The sequence below is a fragment of the Kitasatospora sp. NPDC004723 genome, assembly GCF_040609255.1.
Lineage (GTDB): Bacteria > Actinomycetota > Actinomycetes > Streptomycetales > Streptomycetaceae > Kitasatospora.
Genome location: NZ_JBEXJT010000001.1, coordinates 167,384 through 181,065, shown reverse-complemented (window position 1 = coordinate 181,065; position 13,682 = coordinate 167,384). Strand labels below are relative to the sequence as shown.

Sequence of the window (13,682 nt, the reverse complement as noted above, 5' to 3'; positions counted from 1 at the left end):
CGTACCCGTACCCGATGAAGTGTCGCCTTGCAACTTGCAAGAATCATGGTGGGCCCTTTCGAAGGGCAACCGCAATCACTCTTTCGAGTGGTCGGAATAACCGAAAAAATAGTACGAATAGAATGTCTGATCGATACTTATTCGATCAGGTGATCTAATCTTTTCCGGAACGGGACGGTCCGGTTCGCCTCCCCGGCCCGTGCGCGGCAGGCCACCCCGCGTTCGACCCCGTTCGACGGACCGCTAAGGTGCGACCTCAAAGGGCCACGGGCCACTGGACGAGCGCGGCCACGAGACAGCCCTTCCCCCTCGTTCACCCCTGCCCTGGGAGGCCCCATGAGCGCCCCCGTCACCGTCTGGCTCAACCGCACGTACGCCGAGAACGTGTTCTTCATCGAACAGCTGCGCGCCGCTCCGCGCCCGGTCCGGGTCCACGCGACCCACGTCGACCCCGACTCCCCCGTCCTCGCCGCCGCCGACACCGCCGGCCTGGAACCCGCCGACCTCACCCCCGACGCCTACGTCGCCTTCGCCCTCGACCACTGCGCCCGCCACCGCGTCGACGTCTTCGTGCCCCGGCTGCACCAGCTCGCGATATCCCTGCACCGCCAGGAGTTCGAGGCCGTCGGCACCGCCCTCGCCTGCCCGCCCGCCACCGCGATCGCCGCCTTCGCGAGCAAGGCCGACGGCTACGCGGCGATGGCCGACGCCGGACTGCCCACCCCGCCGTGGTGGCTGGTGCGCACCGCCGGGGACCTGGTCGACGCCGTCGACCGGATCGAGTCGGCCGGCCTCACCGCCTGCCTCAAGCCCGCCTCCGGCGCCGGCGGCGAGGGCTTCCGGGTCCTCACCCGCGAGCCGTTCGGGCTCCACCGGCTGGCCGGCTGGGACAGCCGGGTCCAGGTCGACCAGGTGGCCACCGCGCTCGACCGGGCGGCCCGGGAGAACCCGGACGCCGCCACCGACCTGCTGGTCATGCCCTACCTCGACGGTCCCGAGGTCTCCGTGGACTGCCTCGCCGACCTGGACGGCACGCTGCTCGCCGCCGTCGGCCGCAGCAAGGAGCGACGGCGGCGCAGCTTCACCACCGCGCCCCGGTACCTGGAACCCGCCCGCCGCCTGGTCGAGGCCACCGGGATGGCCTACCTCTCCAATGTGCAGTTCCGGCACCTGCGCGGCGAGCCGGTGGTGATCGACGTCAACACCCGGCCCTCCGGCGGGCTGCACCAGCTGAGCCTGTGCGGTCTCAACCTGCCGTGGAACGCGGTGCAGTTGGCGCTCGGCGAGCGGCCCGACACCGAGTGGGCCGGGGACCCGACGGGCATCGAGTACACCCTCGTCTCCGGGATCCAGCCGGTACTGCCGCGCCAACTCCCGCCGATCCCGCCGATCCCGCCGATCCCGCCGCTCGCCCCGGCCGGCCCCGCCGCCCCGGACAGCCTGGCGGCGGGCCAGCTGGTGCACTGACCCGCCGCCGATCGGCCGGTCAGAGCGGACCGTTCCAGTCCAGCGTCGGCTCCAGCACACCCTCCAGGGTGAGCAGCCAGCGCTTCACGTCGATCCCGACCCGGCCGCCGCCGAAGCCGCCGATCCCGTCCGCCGCCACCACCCGGTGGCAGGGCACCAGCAGCGCGACGGGGTTGGCGGCCATCATCTGCCCGACCGTACGGGCCGCCAGCCCGGGTTCCTCGACCTCGCCGAAGACCCCGCTGCGGGCCGCGAGTTCGCCGTAGGTGATGGTCCGCCCGAACGGCACCTCGTACAGCAGCGTCTGCAGCACCGCCCGGTGCGGGCCGGTGCTCAGGCTCCAGTCGATCGGCAGGTCCAGCTGCCGCCGGCGCCCGGCGAGGTACTCGCCGACCCGGCCGGTGACCGCGGCGATCTTCGACTCGTCGGCACAGCGCGGGAGTTCGCCCTCCCGGCCGAGGTAGCCGACGGCCGCCACGCCCTGCGCGGTCACCGCGACGTGCAACGGGCCGCTCGGCAGCGGGGTGTCCACCGTCAGCCAGGACATCGGCGCCGCCGTACGCTCTGCCACGTCTTCCCCCACGTCCTCCGCGGCGCGTGCGGACCACCCGCCCCGCGCGTCATCGTACGGCGGGGCCGGCGGGTGGCGCGGCGCGGCCACGAGGCAGGCCCTAACGGCGTCCCTTCAGCTCCGCGGCGACCGTCCGCGCCCAGTGCGCCAGTTCGGCCCGGTCGGGCGCCCGACCCTCGCAGAGGGCGGCGAGCTGGGCCTCGTTGACCCGGTTCGGCCCCGGGATCTCCAGCAGGTACGCGAGTTCGTCCAGCACGGTGGCGAGCCGCACGGCGTCCGCGTGGTCCACGGACGCGGCAGCCTCGTGGTGGCTGATGGTGAGAGAACCGGGCATGGCCTACCTCCTCCGTTCGCCCCCGCACCCCTCCACGGTACGACCGTCGGGCTCACCCGGCACCCGCCGCGCTCGGCGCCGGCTCCACGCCCCGCTCCGCCCCCTGTTCCGGCTCCTCCCAGCTCCGACAGCGCACCTCGCGCACCACCAGCACCGCCGCCACGGCGATCAGCTGCCACCCCGCGCCGAAGGCCAGCACGGCCGCCACCCCCACCCGGTCGGCCAGCGGACCGGCCGCCGCCAGGCCCAGCGGCCCCAGCACGAACGCACCCAGCCCGCCGAACGCCGTCACCCGCGCCAGCACCTCCGCCGGCACCCAGCTCTGCAGGGTCGACTCGTACAGCGAGCCGCAGACCGCCGACCCGGCACCCGCCACCAGCGCCGCCGCGGCCACCCAGCCCAGCGGCAGCCCGGCCGCGAGCGCCGCCGAGGGCAGCGCCCAGCCGAGACCCGCCAGCGTCGCCACCGCGAGCGGCCGGCCGGGCCTGCGCCCCAGCATCAGCGACCCGCCCAGCACCGCGCCCACCCCGTACACGCCCATCACCAGGCCCCAGGCCCGCGCCCCGCCCAGCTCGCGCTGCGCGGTCAGCGGCCCCAGCACCAGGAACGGCGCCCAGACCAGCAGGTTGAACAGCGCCATCTGCAACGTGGTCACCCAGAGCCACCGGCGGGAGCGGAACTCGCCCCAGCCGTGCCGCAGATCGGCCAGCATCGAAGCCTCGCCGCCACCCGCGCCCGCGCTCTTCGGCACCGCCGCGGACAACCGGGCCAGGGCGAGCGCGCCCACCCCGTACGTCGCCGCGTCGATCAGCAGCACCGCCCCCGGGCCGAGGCCCGCCGTGATCACGCCGGCGAGCGCGGGACCGGCCACCGTGGACACCGAACGCGCCAGGCCCAACAGGGTGTTGGCGTCCGGAAGCCGCTCCGGCCGGCGCACCAGCGAGGGCACCAGCGCGCCCAGCGCCGGCAGGAACACCCCCTCGCCCAGCCCCCACACGGCGACCAGCACCACCATCGCCGGGACCGACGCGTTCCCGGTGACCAGCAGCGCCGCGAAGACGCCCTGCACCGCACAGCGCAGCACGTCCGACGCCAGCATCACCCGCCGGCTGCCCAGCCGGTCCGCGATCACCCCGCCCGCCACCAGCACCAGCACGATCGGCAGGATCCGGGCGGCCATCACCCAGCCGAGCTGCGACCCGCCGCCCCCGCCGTCCAGCACGGCGAACGCCACCGCGACCGGCGCCATGGAGGAGCCGACCAGCGAGGTCGCGTAGCCGACGAAGAACCACCTGAAATCGCGTTCCCCCAGCACCGCAAGACGGCCGCGCAGCCGTCGACGGCGGGCCGGAGTCCGCTCCGTCTCCCCTGTCATGGTCGTCCAGTCTGCCCACGGACGGAAACCGCCGACAAGGCTTTCCGGCGGAAAACCTGAGCCTTTCCCCATCAATTTTCAGCCAACCCCTCCATGCCGCAGTAAATATCTCCGACAATCGGCATCCACCTGCCATTTACTGCGCGCCGGACTATCCTTTGCCCGGCACTCACCGTCGTCGTTTACTGCGGAAAGCAGGTCCGCATGACCCCTCCTCCCCCGGTCGAGTACGCGGTGGCCGTCGAGCGCTACCTGACCGCCGCCGGGCTCGGCGACGGCTCCCGCCGCGTCTACCGGATCGCCCTGCGCACCTGGGCCTGGGCGCTCGCCGACCGCCCCGCCCCCACCGGACCCGAACGCCGCCAGGCCCGGCCGCCGGTCCTGCCGCTCGCCCTGCTCGACCACCCCGAGGCCCCCGCCCGCCTCCGCACCGCCGTCGACCACCGCTCCCGGGACACCGACCCGCGCACCCTCAACCGCGAGCTCTCCACCCTGCGCGCCGCCCTCGCCTGGTGGCGCGGACAGGGCTGGATCCGCACCGACCCCGCCGACGGCCTGCGCGCCCGCCCCCTCCCCGCCCCCGGCACCGGCCCGGCCCCGCTCACCCCGGACCAGCTACGCGCCCTGTTCGCCCTCCGCGTCCCGCTGCGCGAACAGGTCCTCTGGCGCCTCCTGCACGAGAGCGGCGCCCCCGTCGAAACCGTCCTCGCCCTCGACGCCGACGACCTCGACCTCCCCCACCGCCGCACCCGGCCCCCGGCCCCGCCCCTCACCTGGCAGGCGGGCACCGCCCGACTGCTCCCCCTCCTGCTCGCCGGCCGCACCACCGGCCCGCTCTTCCTCACCACCCGCCGCGCCCCCGCCGGCACCCCCGCCCCCGACCGCTGCCCCCACACCCACCGCGCCCGCCTCTCCTACCGCCGTGCCGCCGAACTCCTCACCGCCCACGCCCCCACCCACACCCTCCGCCAACTCCGCCCCCGCACCCGCCCGGTACGGCCCTGACGGAACGACGAAGGCCCCCCGGCTGCACGCCGGGGGGCCTTCGCGAGGAACCCGTGGAGCCCCCTGTCGGATTCGAACCGACGACCTACGCTTTACAAGAGCGGTGCTCTGGCCAGCTGAGCTAAGGAGGCATGGTGACCGTCCGCGACGAGGTCACGGCGGCACCGGGGGCAGTCTACCGGGCGGGGCGCGGGCGGTGGGGGGATATCCGGGGGGTGGACGGGGGCGGGGCGGGTGTGATGGAACCGATGCCTAATTCGGGTCGGCCGGGGGCTGACAAGCAGCGGACGCGCAGGTAGCGTCGCCGGGAGTCGGTTCGCGCAGTGGTTCAGACCACTACGGGCGGGCCGGCGGAGCGGTACCACCCACCTTTACTCGGATCGTCCGGCACGTTCCTGCCGGTGGAGGAGAGCACAGCCATGGCTTCTGTGACGTACGACAAGGCGAGCCGCGTCTACCCCGGGGCGACCAAGCCCTCGGTCGACGCCCTGGACCTGGACATCGCTGACGGCGAGTTCCTCGTCCTCGTCGGCCCCTCCGGCTGCGGCAAGTCGACCAGCCTCCGCATGCTGGCCGGCCTGGAGGACGTCAACAGCGGCGTCATCCGGATCGGCGACCGCGACGTGACCCACCTGCCGCCGAAGGACCGGGACATCGCGATGGTGTTCCAGAACTACGCGCTGTACCCGCACATGACCGTCGCGGAGAACATGGGCTTCGCGCTCAAGATCGCCGGCGTCAACAAGACCGAGATCCGCACCAAGGTCGAAGAGGCCGCCAAGATCCTCGACCTGACGGAGTACCTGGACCGCAAGCCGAAGGCGCTCTCCGGCGGTCAGCGCCAGCGCGTCGCGATGGGCCGCGCGATCGTCCGCGAGCCGCAGGTCTTCCTGATGGACGAGCCGCTGTCCAACCTGGACGCCAAGCTCCGCGTCTCGACCCGTACCCAGATCGCCGGCCTGCAGCGCCGCCTGGGCATCACCACCGTCTACGTCACCCACGACCAGACCGAGGCGCTCACCATGGGCGACCGGGTCGCGGTGCTCAAGGCCGGTGTGCTGCAGCAGGTCGACACCCCCCGCAACATGTACGACAAGCCCGCCAACCTCTTCGTGGCCGGCTTCATCGGCTCCCCCGCGATGAACCTGGTCGAGGTGCCGCTGGTCGACGGCGGCGTGAAGTTCGGCGGCTCGCTGGTCAACATCTCCCGCGAGGACCTGGCCGGCGCCGGCACCGACAAGACCGTGACCGTCGGCATCCGCCCGGAGCACTTCGAGATCGTCGCCGGCGGCGGCATCGAGGGCGTGGCCGTCACCGTCAACGTGGTCGAGGAGCTCGGCTCGGACGGCTTCGTCTACGGCACCACCAAGATCGGCGGCGAGGACAAGGAGCTGGTCGTCCGCGTGCACGGCCGCCAGATCCCGGCCCGCGGCGAGACCATCCACGTCGTGCCGGTCGCCGGCGAGACCCACGTGTTCTCCACCAGCACCGGCGCCCGCCTCTCCAACTGAGGCGACCGGCCCGCGCCCCGGAGCCCCGTCGGACCGTCCACCGGTCCGATGGGGCTCCCGCCGTTCACGGCCACTCCGACGGGTGACGGGCGTCAACACGGCGCCGGGACGAACCGGGACACCCTGTCACCCGATGGTGTAACGGAGGGCGAGCAGGGCCGCACTCACCGCTACTCTCCTGTGCGTGAAGCAGCTAGTTCGCCGCATCGGCCAGACCATCGCCCTCGCCCTGCCCGTCGTCCTGGTGACCACCGGCACCCTCGCCGTGACCAGGGTGCCGTGGGCCCCGCCGACCTCGCTGGACCAGCAGGTGGTCGCGGCGTCCAGCGGGGACGGTGCCGGGATCGGCCGGACGGCGGGGACCGGACGCACCCCGGACGGGCTCGCCCCGCAGGACGCGCTGCGCGTCACGCTCCTGGACGAGCTGCGCGCCCACAACCCGGGCAGCGCGCTCGACCTGCTGGAGCGCTCGATGCGCGAGCAGCCCGCGCTCACGCCGTACTGCAGCTCGCTCGCCACCGAGCTGGGCAAGGCCGCGGTGCGCAAGTACCAGGGCGACGTGCAGCGGGCCCGGTCCTTCGCCCGCCCGGTCTGCGACGGCTCGTTCGCCGTCGGCGCCGCGAGCTGACCGAACCGGCACCGAACCGGTCGGCACCAGGCCGGTCGGCGCCCAACCGGCGGCGAGCGGCCCGGCCCACCGGGCGGACAGCGGCGCAACGCCCGGGACGGGTGCGCCTATTGTTCAGCCATGAGCGCTGATTCCGGCCCCACGGCCACTCCCGCGAACGCCCACGCCCCCGCCCTCGGCCCGGTGCCGGTTCCGGGCCCGGTGCCGGTCACCCAGGCCGTCATCCTGGCCGGCGGCCAGGGCTCCCGGCTGCGCCCGTACACCGACGACCGCCCCAAGCCGCTGGTCGAGATCCCCGGCACGGGCACCCCGATCCTGGGCCACCAGCTGGCCTGGCTCGCCTCCGAGGGCGTCACCGACGCGGTCGTCTCCTGCGGCCACCTCGCGGACGTGCTGGAGGACTGGCTCGACAAGGCCGACCTGCCGCTGCGGGTCCGCACGGTGGTCGAGGCCGAGCCGCTCGGCCGCGGCGGCGGGCTCAAGTACGCCGCGAAGGCGCTGCCCCGCCCCGACGAGCCCTGGTACGCCACCAACGGCGACATCTGGACCAGGTTCAGCCTGCGCGACATGGCCGCCTTCCACCACGAGCGGGGCGCCGTCGCCACCCTCGCGCTGGCCCGGCCGCGGATCCCGTGGGGCGCCGTGGAGACCGACCAGTTCGGCAACGTGCTGGACTTCATCGAGGCCCCGCCGTCGCCGTTCCTCATCAACGCCGGCCTCTACGTGTTCAGCCCGGAGTTCGCCGAACTGCTGCCGGACGTCGGCGACCACGAGCGGACCACCTTCCCGCAGCTGGCCCGCGGCAAGCGGCTGGCCGGCTACCAGCTGCCGCAGGGCGTCTACTGGCGGGCCATCGACACCGCGAAGGACCTCACCGAGGCCGCCAAGGAACTCGCCTCGGGCGCCGGCCGCGCGCCGCAGTAGTCCGCCGCGCCGCGACAGCGGCGACCACCACGCGATCGGCCGGGTGCTCCCCCACGGAGCACCCGGCCGATCGCCGTCACCGGGCCGTTCGCCCGGCCCGTCAGGTGGCCGTCGCCGCCACCGGGTGGGCGGCCGGAGTGCGGGCGCCGCCGCCGGACAGCTCGGCCAGCGGCGCGCTGCCCAGCACCCCGCCCAGCAGCCCCGAGCCGGAGCCGCCCGCGCCGTTGCCGGAGCCGCTCGGGGCACCGCCCTGGGTGCCGGCCCCGGCGCTCGGTGCGGGCTTCGGCGCCGCCCCGCTGCCGGACGCCGGAGCCGGGGTGCCGCGCTGCGCGGGCGCCGACCCGGCCGGCATCGACGCGGCCGGCGGCGCCGAGGCCCCGGAGGAGGCCGCGCCGGTCTCCGGCCTGGCCGACGAGGGCTTCGCCTTGCCGCTCGGCGTGGCCGTGCCGCTCGGGCTCGCCTTCGACGGGGTCGGGGTGCCGGACGGCGGGGCGGTGGTCGCCGTGGTGCCCGGCGCGGCCGGCCGGGCCGGGGCCGGCGAGGTCGCCGATGCGGCCGGGGCCCGGCCGCCGGGGGTGGCGGACGGTCCGCCGCTCGGCCAGACCGGCGTGCCGTAGTCGGTGGCCGGCCGGGACGGCGCCGGGTGCTGCGGCCGGGCGCCGGTACGGACCGCCGCGCCCAGCATCGAGCCGAGCAGCAGGGTCAGGCCGACGACCACCGAGGTGACCACCGCGCCGCGCCGCAGCACCCGGCGACGCAGCGCCGCCGGGGCGTCCGCGCCGTACCGCCGCCAGGCCTCCAGGCCGAGCCGCCCGTCCAGCGAGGCGAACGGTGCCCCGGCGATCAGCAGCGGGCTCCACGCCGCCAGGAAGATCAGGTCGGGCGTGTCGTACACCGGGACGGCCCGCCAGCTCACCGTGAACAGCAGCACGGCGGACAGCGTCATCGCCGCGCCGGCCGCGACGCGCTGCCAGAGCCCGAGCAAGGTCAGCACGCCGACCACGATCTCGATGAACGACACCACCAGGCCGGAGCCGACCGGGTGCGCCATCGCGAAGGCCAGCAGCGGCTCGGCGACCTTCCAGGGGTGCAGCGAGGAGAGCCAGCGCATCATCGAGCCGCGCTCGCCGCCGTCGAAGTACACCGGGTCGCAGAGTTTGCTGAACCCGGCGTAGACGGAGAGCGAGCCGAGCACGGCACGCAGCGGCAGCAGCACCAGGCCGAGGTCGACCCGGCGGCCGGGGTACCAGGGCTGCCTGCCCTCGGCGCCGGCGGCCGAGACCTCGGGCAGCTCGCCGCTGGGCGTCCAGCCCTGCGGCGCGCCGATCGGGCCGACGCCGGCCTCGGTGGCGGTGCCGTCGCCCTCGCGCGGCTGGCGCGGCACCGCCCGGGCGCCGCCGTACGGCGGGAGCAGCTGGGTGTCGGCGTCCGCCAGGGAGCCCCCGGAGAGTCCGCCGCGCCCGCCGACCCCGGCCGGGACGGCGCCGAGCCGGACGGCCTCCAGCAGCCGGGTGGCCGCGAGGTCGTCCGGGCGCGCCTCGCCGGTCCAGGTGACCGGGGTGACCCGGCCCTTGCGGCGCGGCGGCGCGCCGGCCAGACCGCCGGCGAGCAGGGGCACGGCGCCGGCGGGGACGACCACCTGCGGGGTGACCATCGGGCGGCGGATCAGCCCCTGGGGGCCGTACGGGTCGCCGAACGCCGCACCGGTGGACAGCAGTCCGGCCGGGGCGTCGATCAGCGGCGCCACCGGGGTGGCGAGGTTGAGCCGGAAGCTCGCCTGGGTGCTGCTGAGGCGCGCCGGGTCGGACGGCACCTTGACCGTGTTGAGGCCGGGGCCCGCGTCTATCCCGGTGCTGCCACCGCCCAGGAGCGGGCGCCGAGGTGTTCTGGTGTCCACGCCCGTCTAACCGGGTGACGCCCGGTTAGGACACTCTCCCGGGTGGACATCGGGAGGCTCCTTGAAGTGATCATGAGAAAAGCGATCGGACCCGGGCGGATCCGATCGCTTTCCCCTGACTTGCGGGCGAACGGCGGGCGGTTGCGGAGAACGCCTGCGGTGGGCGGCCCCGTCGTGCTCCTGCCGGAATGCCGCTACCCGGGTGCCGTCATCCGCGCACCGCTACCCGGGTGCCGCCACCCGCGCGCTCCGCCGGGTGTCAGCCGACCTTGGCGCGCAGCCGGGCCGCCTCGTACAGCACGACGCCGGCCGCGACGCCCGCGTTCAGCGACTCGGTGAGCCCGGACATCGGGATCCGCACCCGCAGGTCGCAGGTCTCCGAGACCAGCCGGGACAGGCCCTTGCCCTCGCTGCCCGCGACGATCACCACCGGCCCGGTCAGCGCCTCCAGGTCGCCGATCTCGGCCTCGCCGTCGGCCGCCAGGCCGACCACCATCAGACCGGCCTTCTGGTACGCCTCCAGGGCCCGGGTCAGGTTGGTGGCCCGGGCGACGGGCAGCCGGGCCGCCGCGCCCGAGGAGGTCTTCCAGGCACCGGCGGTCATACCGGCCGCCCGGCGCTCCGGGATGACCACGCCGTGCGCGCCGAAGGCGGCGGCGGAACGGACCACAGCGCCCAGGTTGCGGGAGTCGGTGACGCCGTCCAGGGCCACGATCAGCGCGTCCCGGCCGGACTCCGCGGCCTCCTCGAGCAGGTCCTCGGGGTGCGCGTACTCGTACGGCGGGACCTGCAGCACCAGGCCCTGGTGGTTCATCCCGCCGGTCATCTGGTCCAGCTGCGGCCGCGGGGCCTCCATCAGCGGGATGCCCCGGTCGTTGGCGGCCTGGAAGGCGTCGCGGACCCGGTCGTCGGTGTCGATGAACTGCTGGACGTACAGCGCGTTGGCCGGCACGTCGCCCTGCAGGGCCTCGACCACCGAGTTGCGGCCGAACACCAGCTCCGCGGAGCCCGCGCCGCCGCGGCCGCCCCGGCCGCCGCCACCGGCCCGGCGCATGCCGGCCCGGGCCTTGGCGTCCCGCTCGCGCTTGAGCGCGGCGTTGGCGGCCCGCTGCTTCGGGTGGCCCTTGCGCTCCTCCCCGGGCGGGGTCGGGCCCTTGCCCTGGAGCGCCTTCCGGCTGTGGCCGCCGGTACCGACACTCGCGCCCTTCTTCGACCCGGGGTTGCGGCGGTTCCTGCGCTGGCTGTTGCCGGCCATGGCTGTACTTCCTGTCTGTCTGTCCGGCATGGCCGGCCGCCCCGGAGATGCCGGTGGCGCCCGACGGCATGCGCTCCGTCATGCGGGAGGGCCGCACCGGTCCGGTACGGCCCACCTCACCCCTCGGTCGCCGGGGGGTTACTGGCTGTTGATCGTCCAGCGCGGGCCGGACGGGGTGTCCTCGATCGCCAGCCCGGCCAGGCCGAGCTGGTCGCGGATGGCGTCCGCGGTCGCGAAGTCCTTGCGGGCCCGCGCCGCCTGGCGCTGGTCCAGGACGAGGCGCACCAGCGAGTCGACCACACCGTGCAGGTCCTCGCCGCGCTCCGTCCCGGCCCACTGCGGGTCGAGCGGGTCCAGACCCAGTACTCCGAGCATCGCACGGACCTCGGCCAAGCGCGCCACCGCGCTCTCCTTGTCGTCCGCGGTGAGGGCGCTGTTGCCCTGGCGGACGGCGGTGTGCACGATGGCGAGCGCCTGCGGCACGCCCAGGTCGTCGTCCATCGCCTCGGCGAAGGCCGGCGGCACCTCGGGCGCCGCGTCCACGGCGCCGCAGCGTTCGACGGCACGCTGGACGAAGCCCTCGATCCGGCCGAATCCTGCCTCGGCCTCGCGCAGCGACTCCTCGCTGTACTCGATCATCGAGCGGTAGTGCGGGCCCGCCAGGTAGTAGCGGAGCACGATCGGCCGCCAGTTGCGGACCATCTCGGAGACCAGCACCGAGTTGCCCAGCGACTTGCTCATCTTCTCGCCGGCCATGGTGACCCAGGCGTTGTGCACCCAGAAGTTGGCGAAGTCGTCGCCGTAGGCCTTGGACTGGGCGATCTCGTTCTCGTGGTGCGGGAAGATCAGGTCGAGCCCGCCGCCGTGGATGTCGAAGGCCGGGCCCAGGTACTTGTGGGCCATCGCCGAGCACTCCAGGTGCCAGCCCGGACGGCCGCGGCCCCACGGGGTGTCCCAGCTCGGCTCGCCCGGCTTGGCGGACTTCCACATCGCGAAGTCGCGCGGGTCGCGCTTGCCGGTCTCGCCCTCGCCGGAGGGCTGCAGCAGGTTCTCCAGCTTCTGGTTGGAGAGCGCGAGGTAGTCCGGGTAGGACTTCACATCGAAGTAGACGTTGCCGTCGGCCTCGTAGGCGTGGCCCCGCTCGATGAGCCCGGCCATCATCTCGACCATCTCGGGGATGTGCCCGGTCGCGCGCGGCTCGACGGTCGGCGGGAGGCAGCCGAGGGCGTTGTAGCCGTCGTTGAAGGCGCGCTCGTTCTCGTAGGCGATCTGCCACCACGGGGTGCCGAGCTCGCGCTCCTTGGCGATGATCTTGTCGTCGATGTCGGTGACGTTGCGGGCGAAGGTCACCTGGTAGCCGCGGTACGCGAACCACCGCTGCATGACGTCGAAGTTGAGGTAGGACCGGATGTGCCCGATGTGTGGCGCCGACTGGACGGTAGCGCCGCACAGGTAGATCGAGACACAACCCGGTACAAGCGGGACGAAGTCGCGTACCTGTCGGGTGCTGGTGTCGTACAGTCGAATGCTCACAGCGTCAAGCGTAGTGGGCGGCAGGGGGTGCCCAGCGACATTCCGGAATGTCAAGGCCCCCGGCGGAGCCTTTTCCGCCGGGTGTCGCCCGGGGTCGCCCCCCGCCGCGCCGGTGGCTCAGATCGAGCCGACCACCTTCCGCGGGCTGATCCGGACGACCACCCGCACGTCGTCCGGACCGTCGTAGCCGTAGGTGTCCAGGCCCTGGTACTTCTTCGCCAGCTCGTCGATCAGCTCCCGGCCGCCCTCCCGGGTCAGCGTGACCTCGCCGCGCACCTCCAGGTAGGTGTACGGGTTCTCCGGCGGGTTGACGAGCAGCGAGACCCGCGGGTCCTTCACCAGGTTGAGGTGCTTGCGGCGCCCCTCCACGGTGGAGAACAGGATGTCCTCGCCGTCGCGCTTCACCCAGACCACGGAGGTCTGGGGGCTGCCGTCGGGCTGGATCGTGGAGACCACGGCGAAGCTCTTGGTATCGAGCAGGGCTTTGGCCTGCTCGGAGAGTTGGGCGCTCATCGGAAACCTCATCTCGTCGGCGGCGGGTACGGCCCGAGGGGGGAAGCCCGCGCGGGCCCGGAGCCGAACACTATCGACTCGGGCCCCCGCAATGCCCGGTGAACACCCGTCAGCCGCGGATTGTTCCCCGGGCGCCGCCGCGGACGTCAACGCCGCTCGTACACCAGCGCGGTGGCGATCGCCGCGAGCCCCTCGGCGCGCCCGGTGAGGCCGAGCCCGTCGGTGGTGGTGCCGGAGACCGAGACCGGGGCGCCGACCGCCGCGCCGAGCGCGGCCTGGGCCTCGTCCCGGCGCTTGCCGATCTTCGGCCGGACCCCGATCACCTGGATCGCGACGTTGCCGATCTCGAAGCCCGCCGCGCGCACCAGCCGGGCCGCCTCGCCGAGCAGCCGCACCCCGGACGCGCCGGCCCACTCCGGCCGGTCGGTGCCGAAGTGCGCGCCCAGGTCGCCGATCCCGGCGGCCGAGAACAGCGCGTCGCAGGCGGCGTGCGCGGCCACGTCGGCGTCCGAGTGCCCGGCCAGGCCGGCCTCGGCGTCCGGCCACTCCAGCCCGGCCACCCGGAGCGGGCGGCCCGGCTCGAAGGCGTGCACATCGGTGCCGATGCCGACCCGGGGGAGGACGGGGGTCCGCGGATCGGCGGGCCTCGGCTCGGTGGGCATCGGCTCA

13 protein-coding genes and 1 tRNA gene are annotated in these 13,682 nt (G+C 74.3%); 5 read left to right on the top strand and 9 right to left on the bottom strand.

Translation table 11 applies throughout. The features are described from left to right. Positions 1 to 336: 336 nt before the first annotated feature. Complete coding sequence (locus ABZW10_RS00905) at positions 337 to 1,467, top strand: ATP-grasp domain-containing protein (RefSeq protein ID WP_355357791.1); 1,131 nt, start codon at positions 337 to 339, stop codon at positions 1,465 to 1,467. Between the two features lie 19 nt (positions 1,468 to 1,486). Here ABZW10_RS00905 and ABZW10_RS00900 read toward each other — a convergent pair whose 3' ends face one another. The 3 genes from ABZW10_RS00900 to ABZW10_RS00890 form a co-directional block, all read right to left on the bottom strand. Continuing rightward, positions 1,487 to 2,038: a methylated-DNA--[protein]-cysteine S-methyltransferase gene (locus ABZW10_RS00900; RefSeq protein ID WP_355357788.1), complete on the bottom strand. Its 552-nt coding sequence runs from the start codon at positions 2,036 to 2,038 to the stop codon at positions 1,487 to 1,489. 100 nt (positions 2,039 to 2,138) lie between these two features. Next, positions 2,139 to 2,372 (bottom strand): hypothetical protein, encoded by a 234-nt coding sequence (locus tag ABZW10_RS00895; protein WP_355357785.1) that lies wholly within the window; start codon positions 2,370 to 2,372, stop codon positions 2,139 to 2,141. 52 nt (positions 2,373 to 2,424) lie between these two features. Further along, positions 2,425 to 3,747: an MFS transporter gene (locus ABZW10_RS00890; protein WP_355357782.1), complete on the bottom strand. Its 1,323-nt coding sequence runs from the start codon at positions 3,745 to 3,747 to the stop codon at positions 2,425 to 2,427. Positions 3,748 to 3,951: 204 nt separating this feature from the next. Between ABZW10_RS00890 and ABZW10_RS00885 the strand changes: the two genes are divergently transcribed. Further along, a complete protein-coding gene (locus tag ABZW10_RS00885; RefSeq protein WP_355357779.1) occupies positions 3,952 to 4,752 on the top strand; it encodes a hypothetical protein in 801 nt (266 codons plus the stop codon). Positions 4,753 to 4,806: 54 nt separating this feature from the next. Here the strand turns inward: ABZW10_RS00885 and ABZW10_RS00880 are convergent. After that, positions 4,807 to 4,883: transfer RNA gene (locus tag ABZW10_RS00880), tRNA-Thr, on the bottom strand. A gap of 288 nt (positions 4,884 to 5,171) precedes the next feature. On the opposite strand from ABZW10_RS00880, the gene ugpC reads away from it, so the two are divergent. The 3 genes from ugpC (at position 5,172) to ABZW10_RS00865 (ending at position 7,815) form a co-directional block, all read left to right on the top strand. Continuing rightward, positions 5,172 to 6,263: a sn-glycerol-3-phosphate ABC transporter ATP-binding protein UgpC gene (gene ugpC, locus ABZW10_RS00875; RefSeq protein WP_355357776.1), complete on the top strand. Its 1,092-nt coding sequence runs from the start codon at positions 5,172 to 5,174 to the stop codon at positions 6,261 to 6,263. A gap of 184 nt (positions 6,264 to 6,447) precedes the next feature. Next, positions 6,448 to 6,891 (top strand): hypothetical protein, encoded by a 444-nt coding sequence (locus ABZW10_RS00870; RefSeq protein WP_355357773.1) that lies wholly within the window; start codon positions 6,448 to 6,450, stop codon positions 6,889 to 6,891. A 120-nt stretch (positions 6,892 to 7,011) separates the two neighbouring features. Next, positions 7,012 to 7,815 (top strand): nucleotidyltransferase family protein, encoded by an 804-nt coding sequence (locus ABZW10_RS00865; RefSeq protein ID WP_355357770.1) that lies wholly within the window; start codon positions 7,012 to 7,014, stop codon positions 7,813 to 7,815. Between the two features lie 100 nt (positions 7,816 to 7,915). On the opposite strand, the gene ABZW10_RS00860 is transcribed toward ABZW10_RS00865, so the two are convergent. From ABZW10_RS00860 to ispF, 5 genes are all read right to left on the bottom strand, one after another. Beyond that, complete coding sequence (locus tag ABZW10_RS00860) at positions 7,916 to 9,712, bottom strand: DoxX family membrane protein (protein WP_355357767.1); 1,797 nt, start codon at positions 9,710 to 9,712, stop codon at positions 7,916 to 7,918. Between the two features lie 259 nt (positions 9,713 to 9,971). Further along, positions 9,972 to 10,967, bottom strand: a complete 996-nt coding sequence (gene rlmB / locus ABZW10_RS00855; protein ID WP_355357764.1) for a 23S rRNA (guanosine(2251)-2'-O)-methyltransferase RlmB — start codon at positions 10,965 to 10,967, stop codon at positions 9,972 to 9,974. Between the two features lie 138 nt (positions 10,968 to 11,105). Continuing rightward, the gene (cysS, locus tag ABZW10_RS00850; RefSeq protein ID WP_355357761.1) at positions 11,106 to 12,500 is read right to left on the bottom strand and encodes a cysteine--tRNA ligase; all 1,395 of its coding nucleotides are present in this window, start codon (positions 12,498 to 12,500) and stop codon (positions 11,106 to 11,108) included. 117 nt (positions 12,501 to 12,617) lie between these two features. After that, positions 12,618 to 13,013 (bottom strand): PPOX class F420-dependent oxidoreductase, encoded by a 396-nt coding sequence (locus ABZW10_RS00845; protein ID WP_355357758.1) that lies wholly within the window; start codon positions 13,011 to 13,013, stop codon positions 12,618 to 12,620. A 146-nt stretch (positions 13,014 to 13,159) separates the two neighbouring features. Further along, a complete protein-coding gene (ispF, locus tag ABZW10_RS00840) occupies positions 13,160 to 13,675 on the bottom strand; it encodes a 2-C-methyl-D-erythritol 2,4-cyclodiphosphate synthase (protein WP_355358873.1) in 516 nt (171 codons plus the stop codon). Positions 13,676 to 13,682 lie beyond the last annotated feature (7 nt).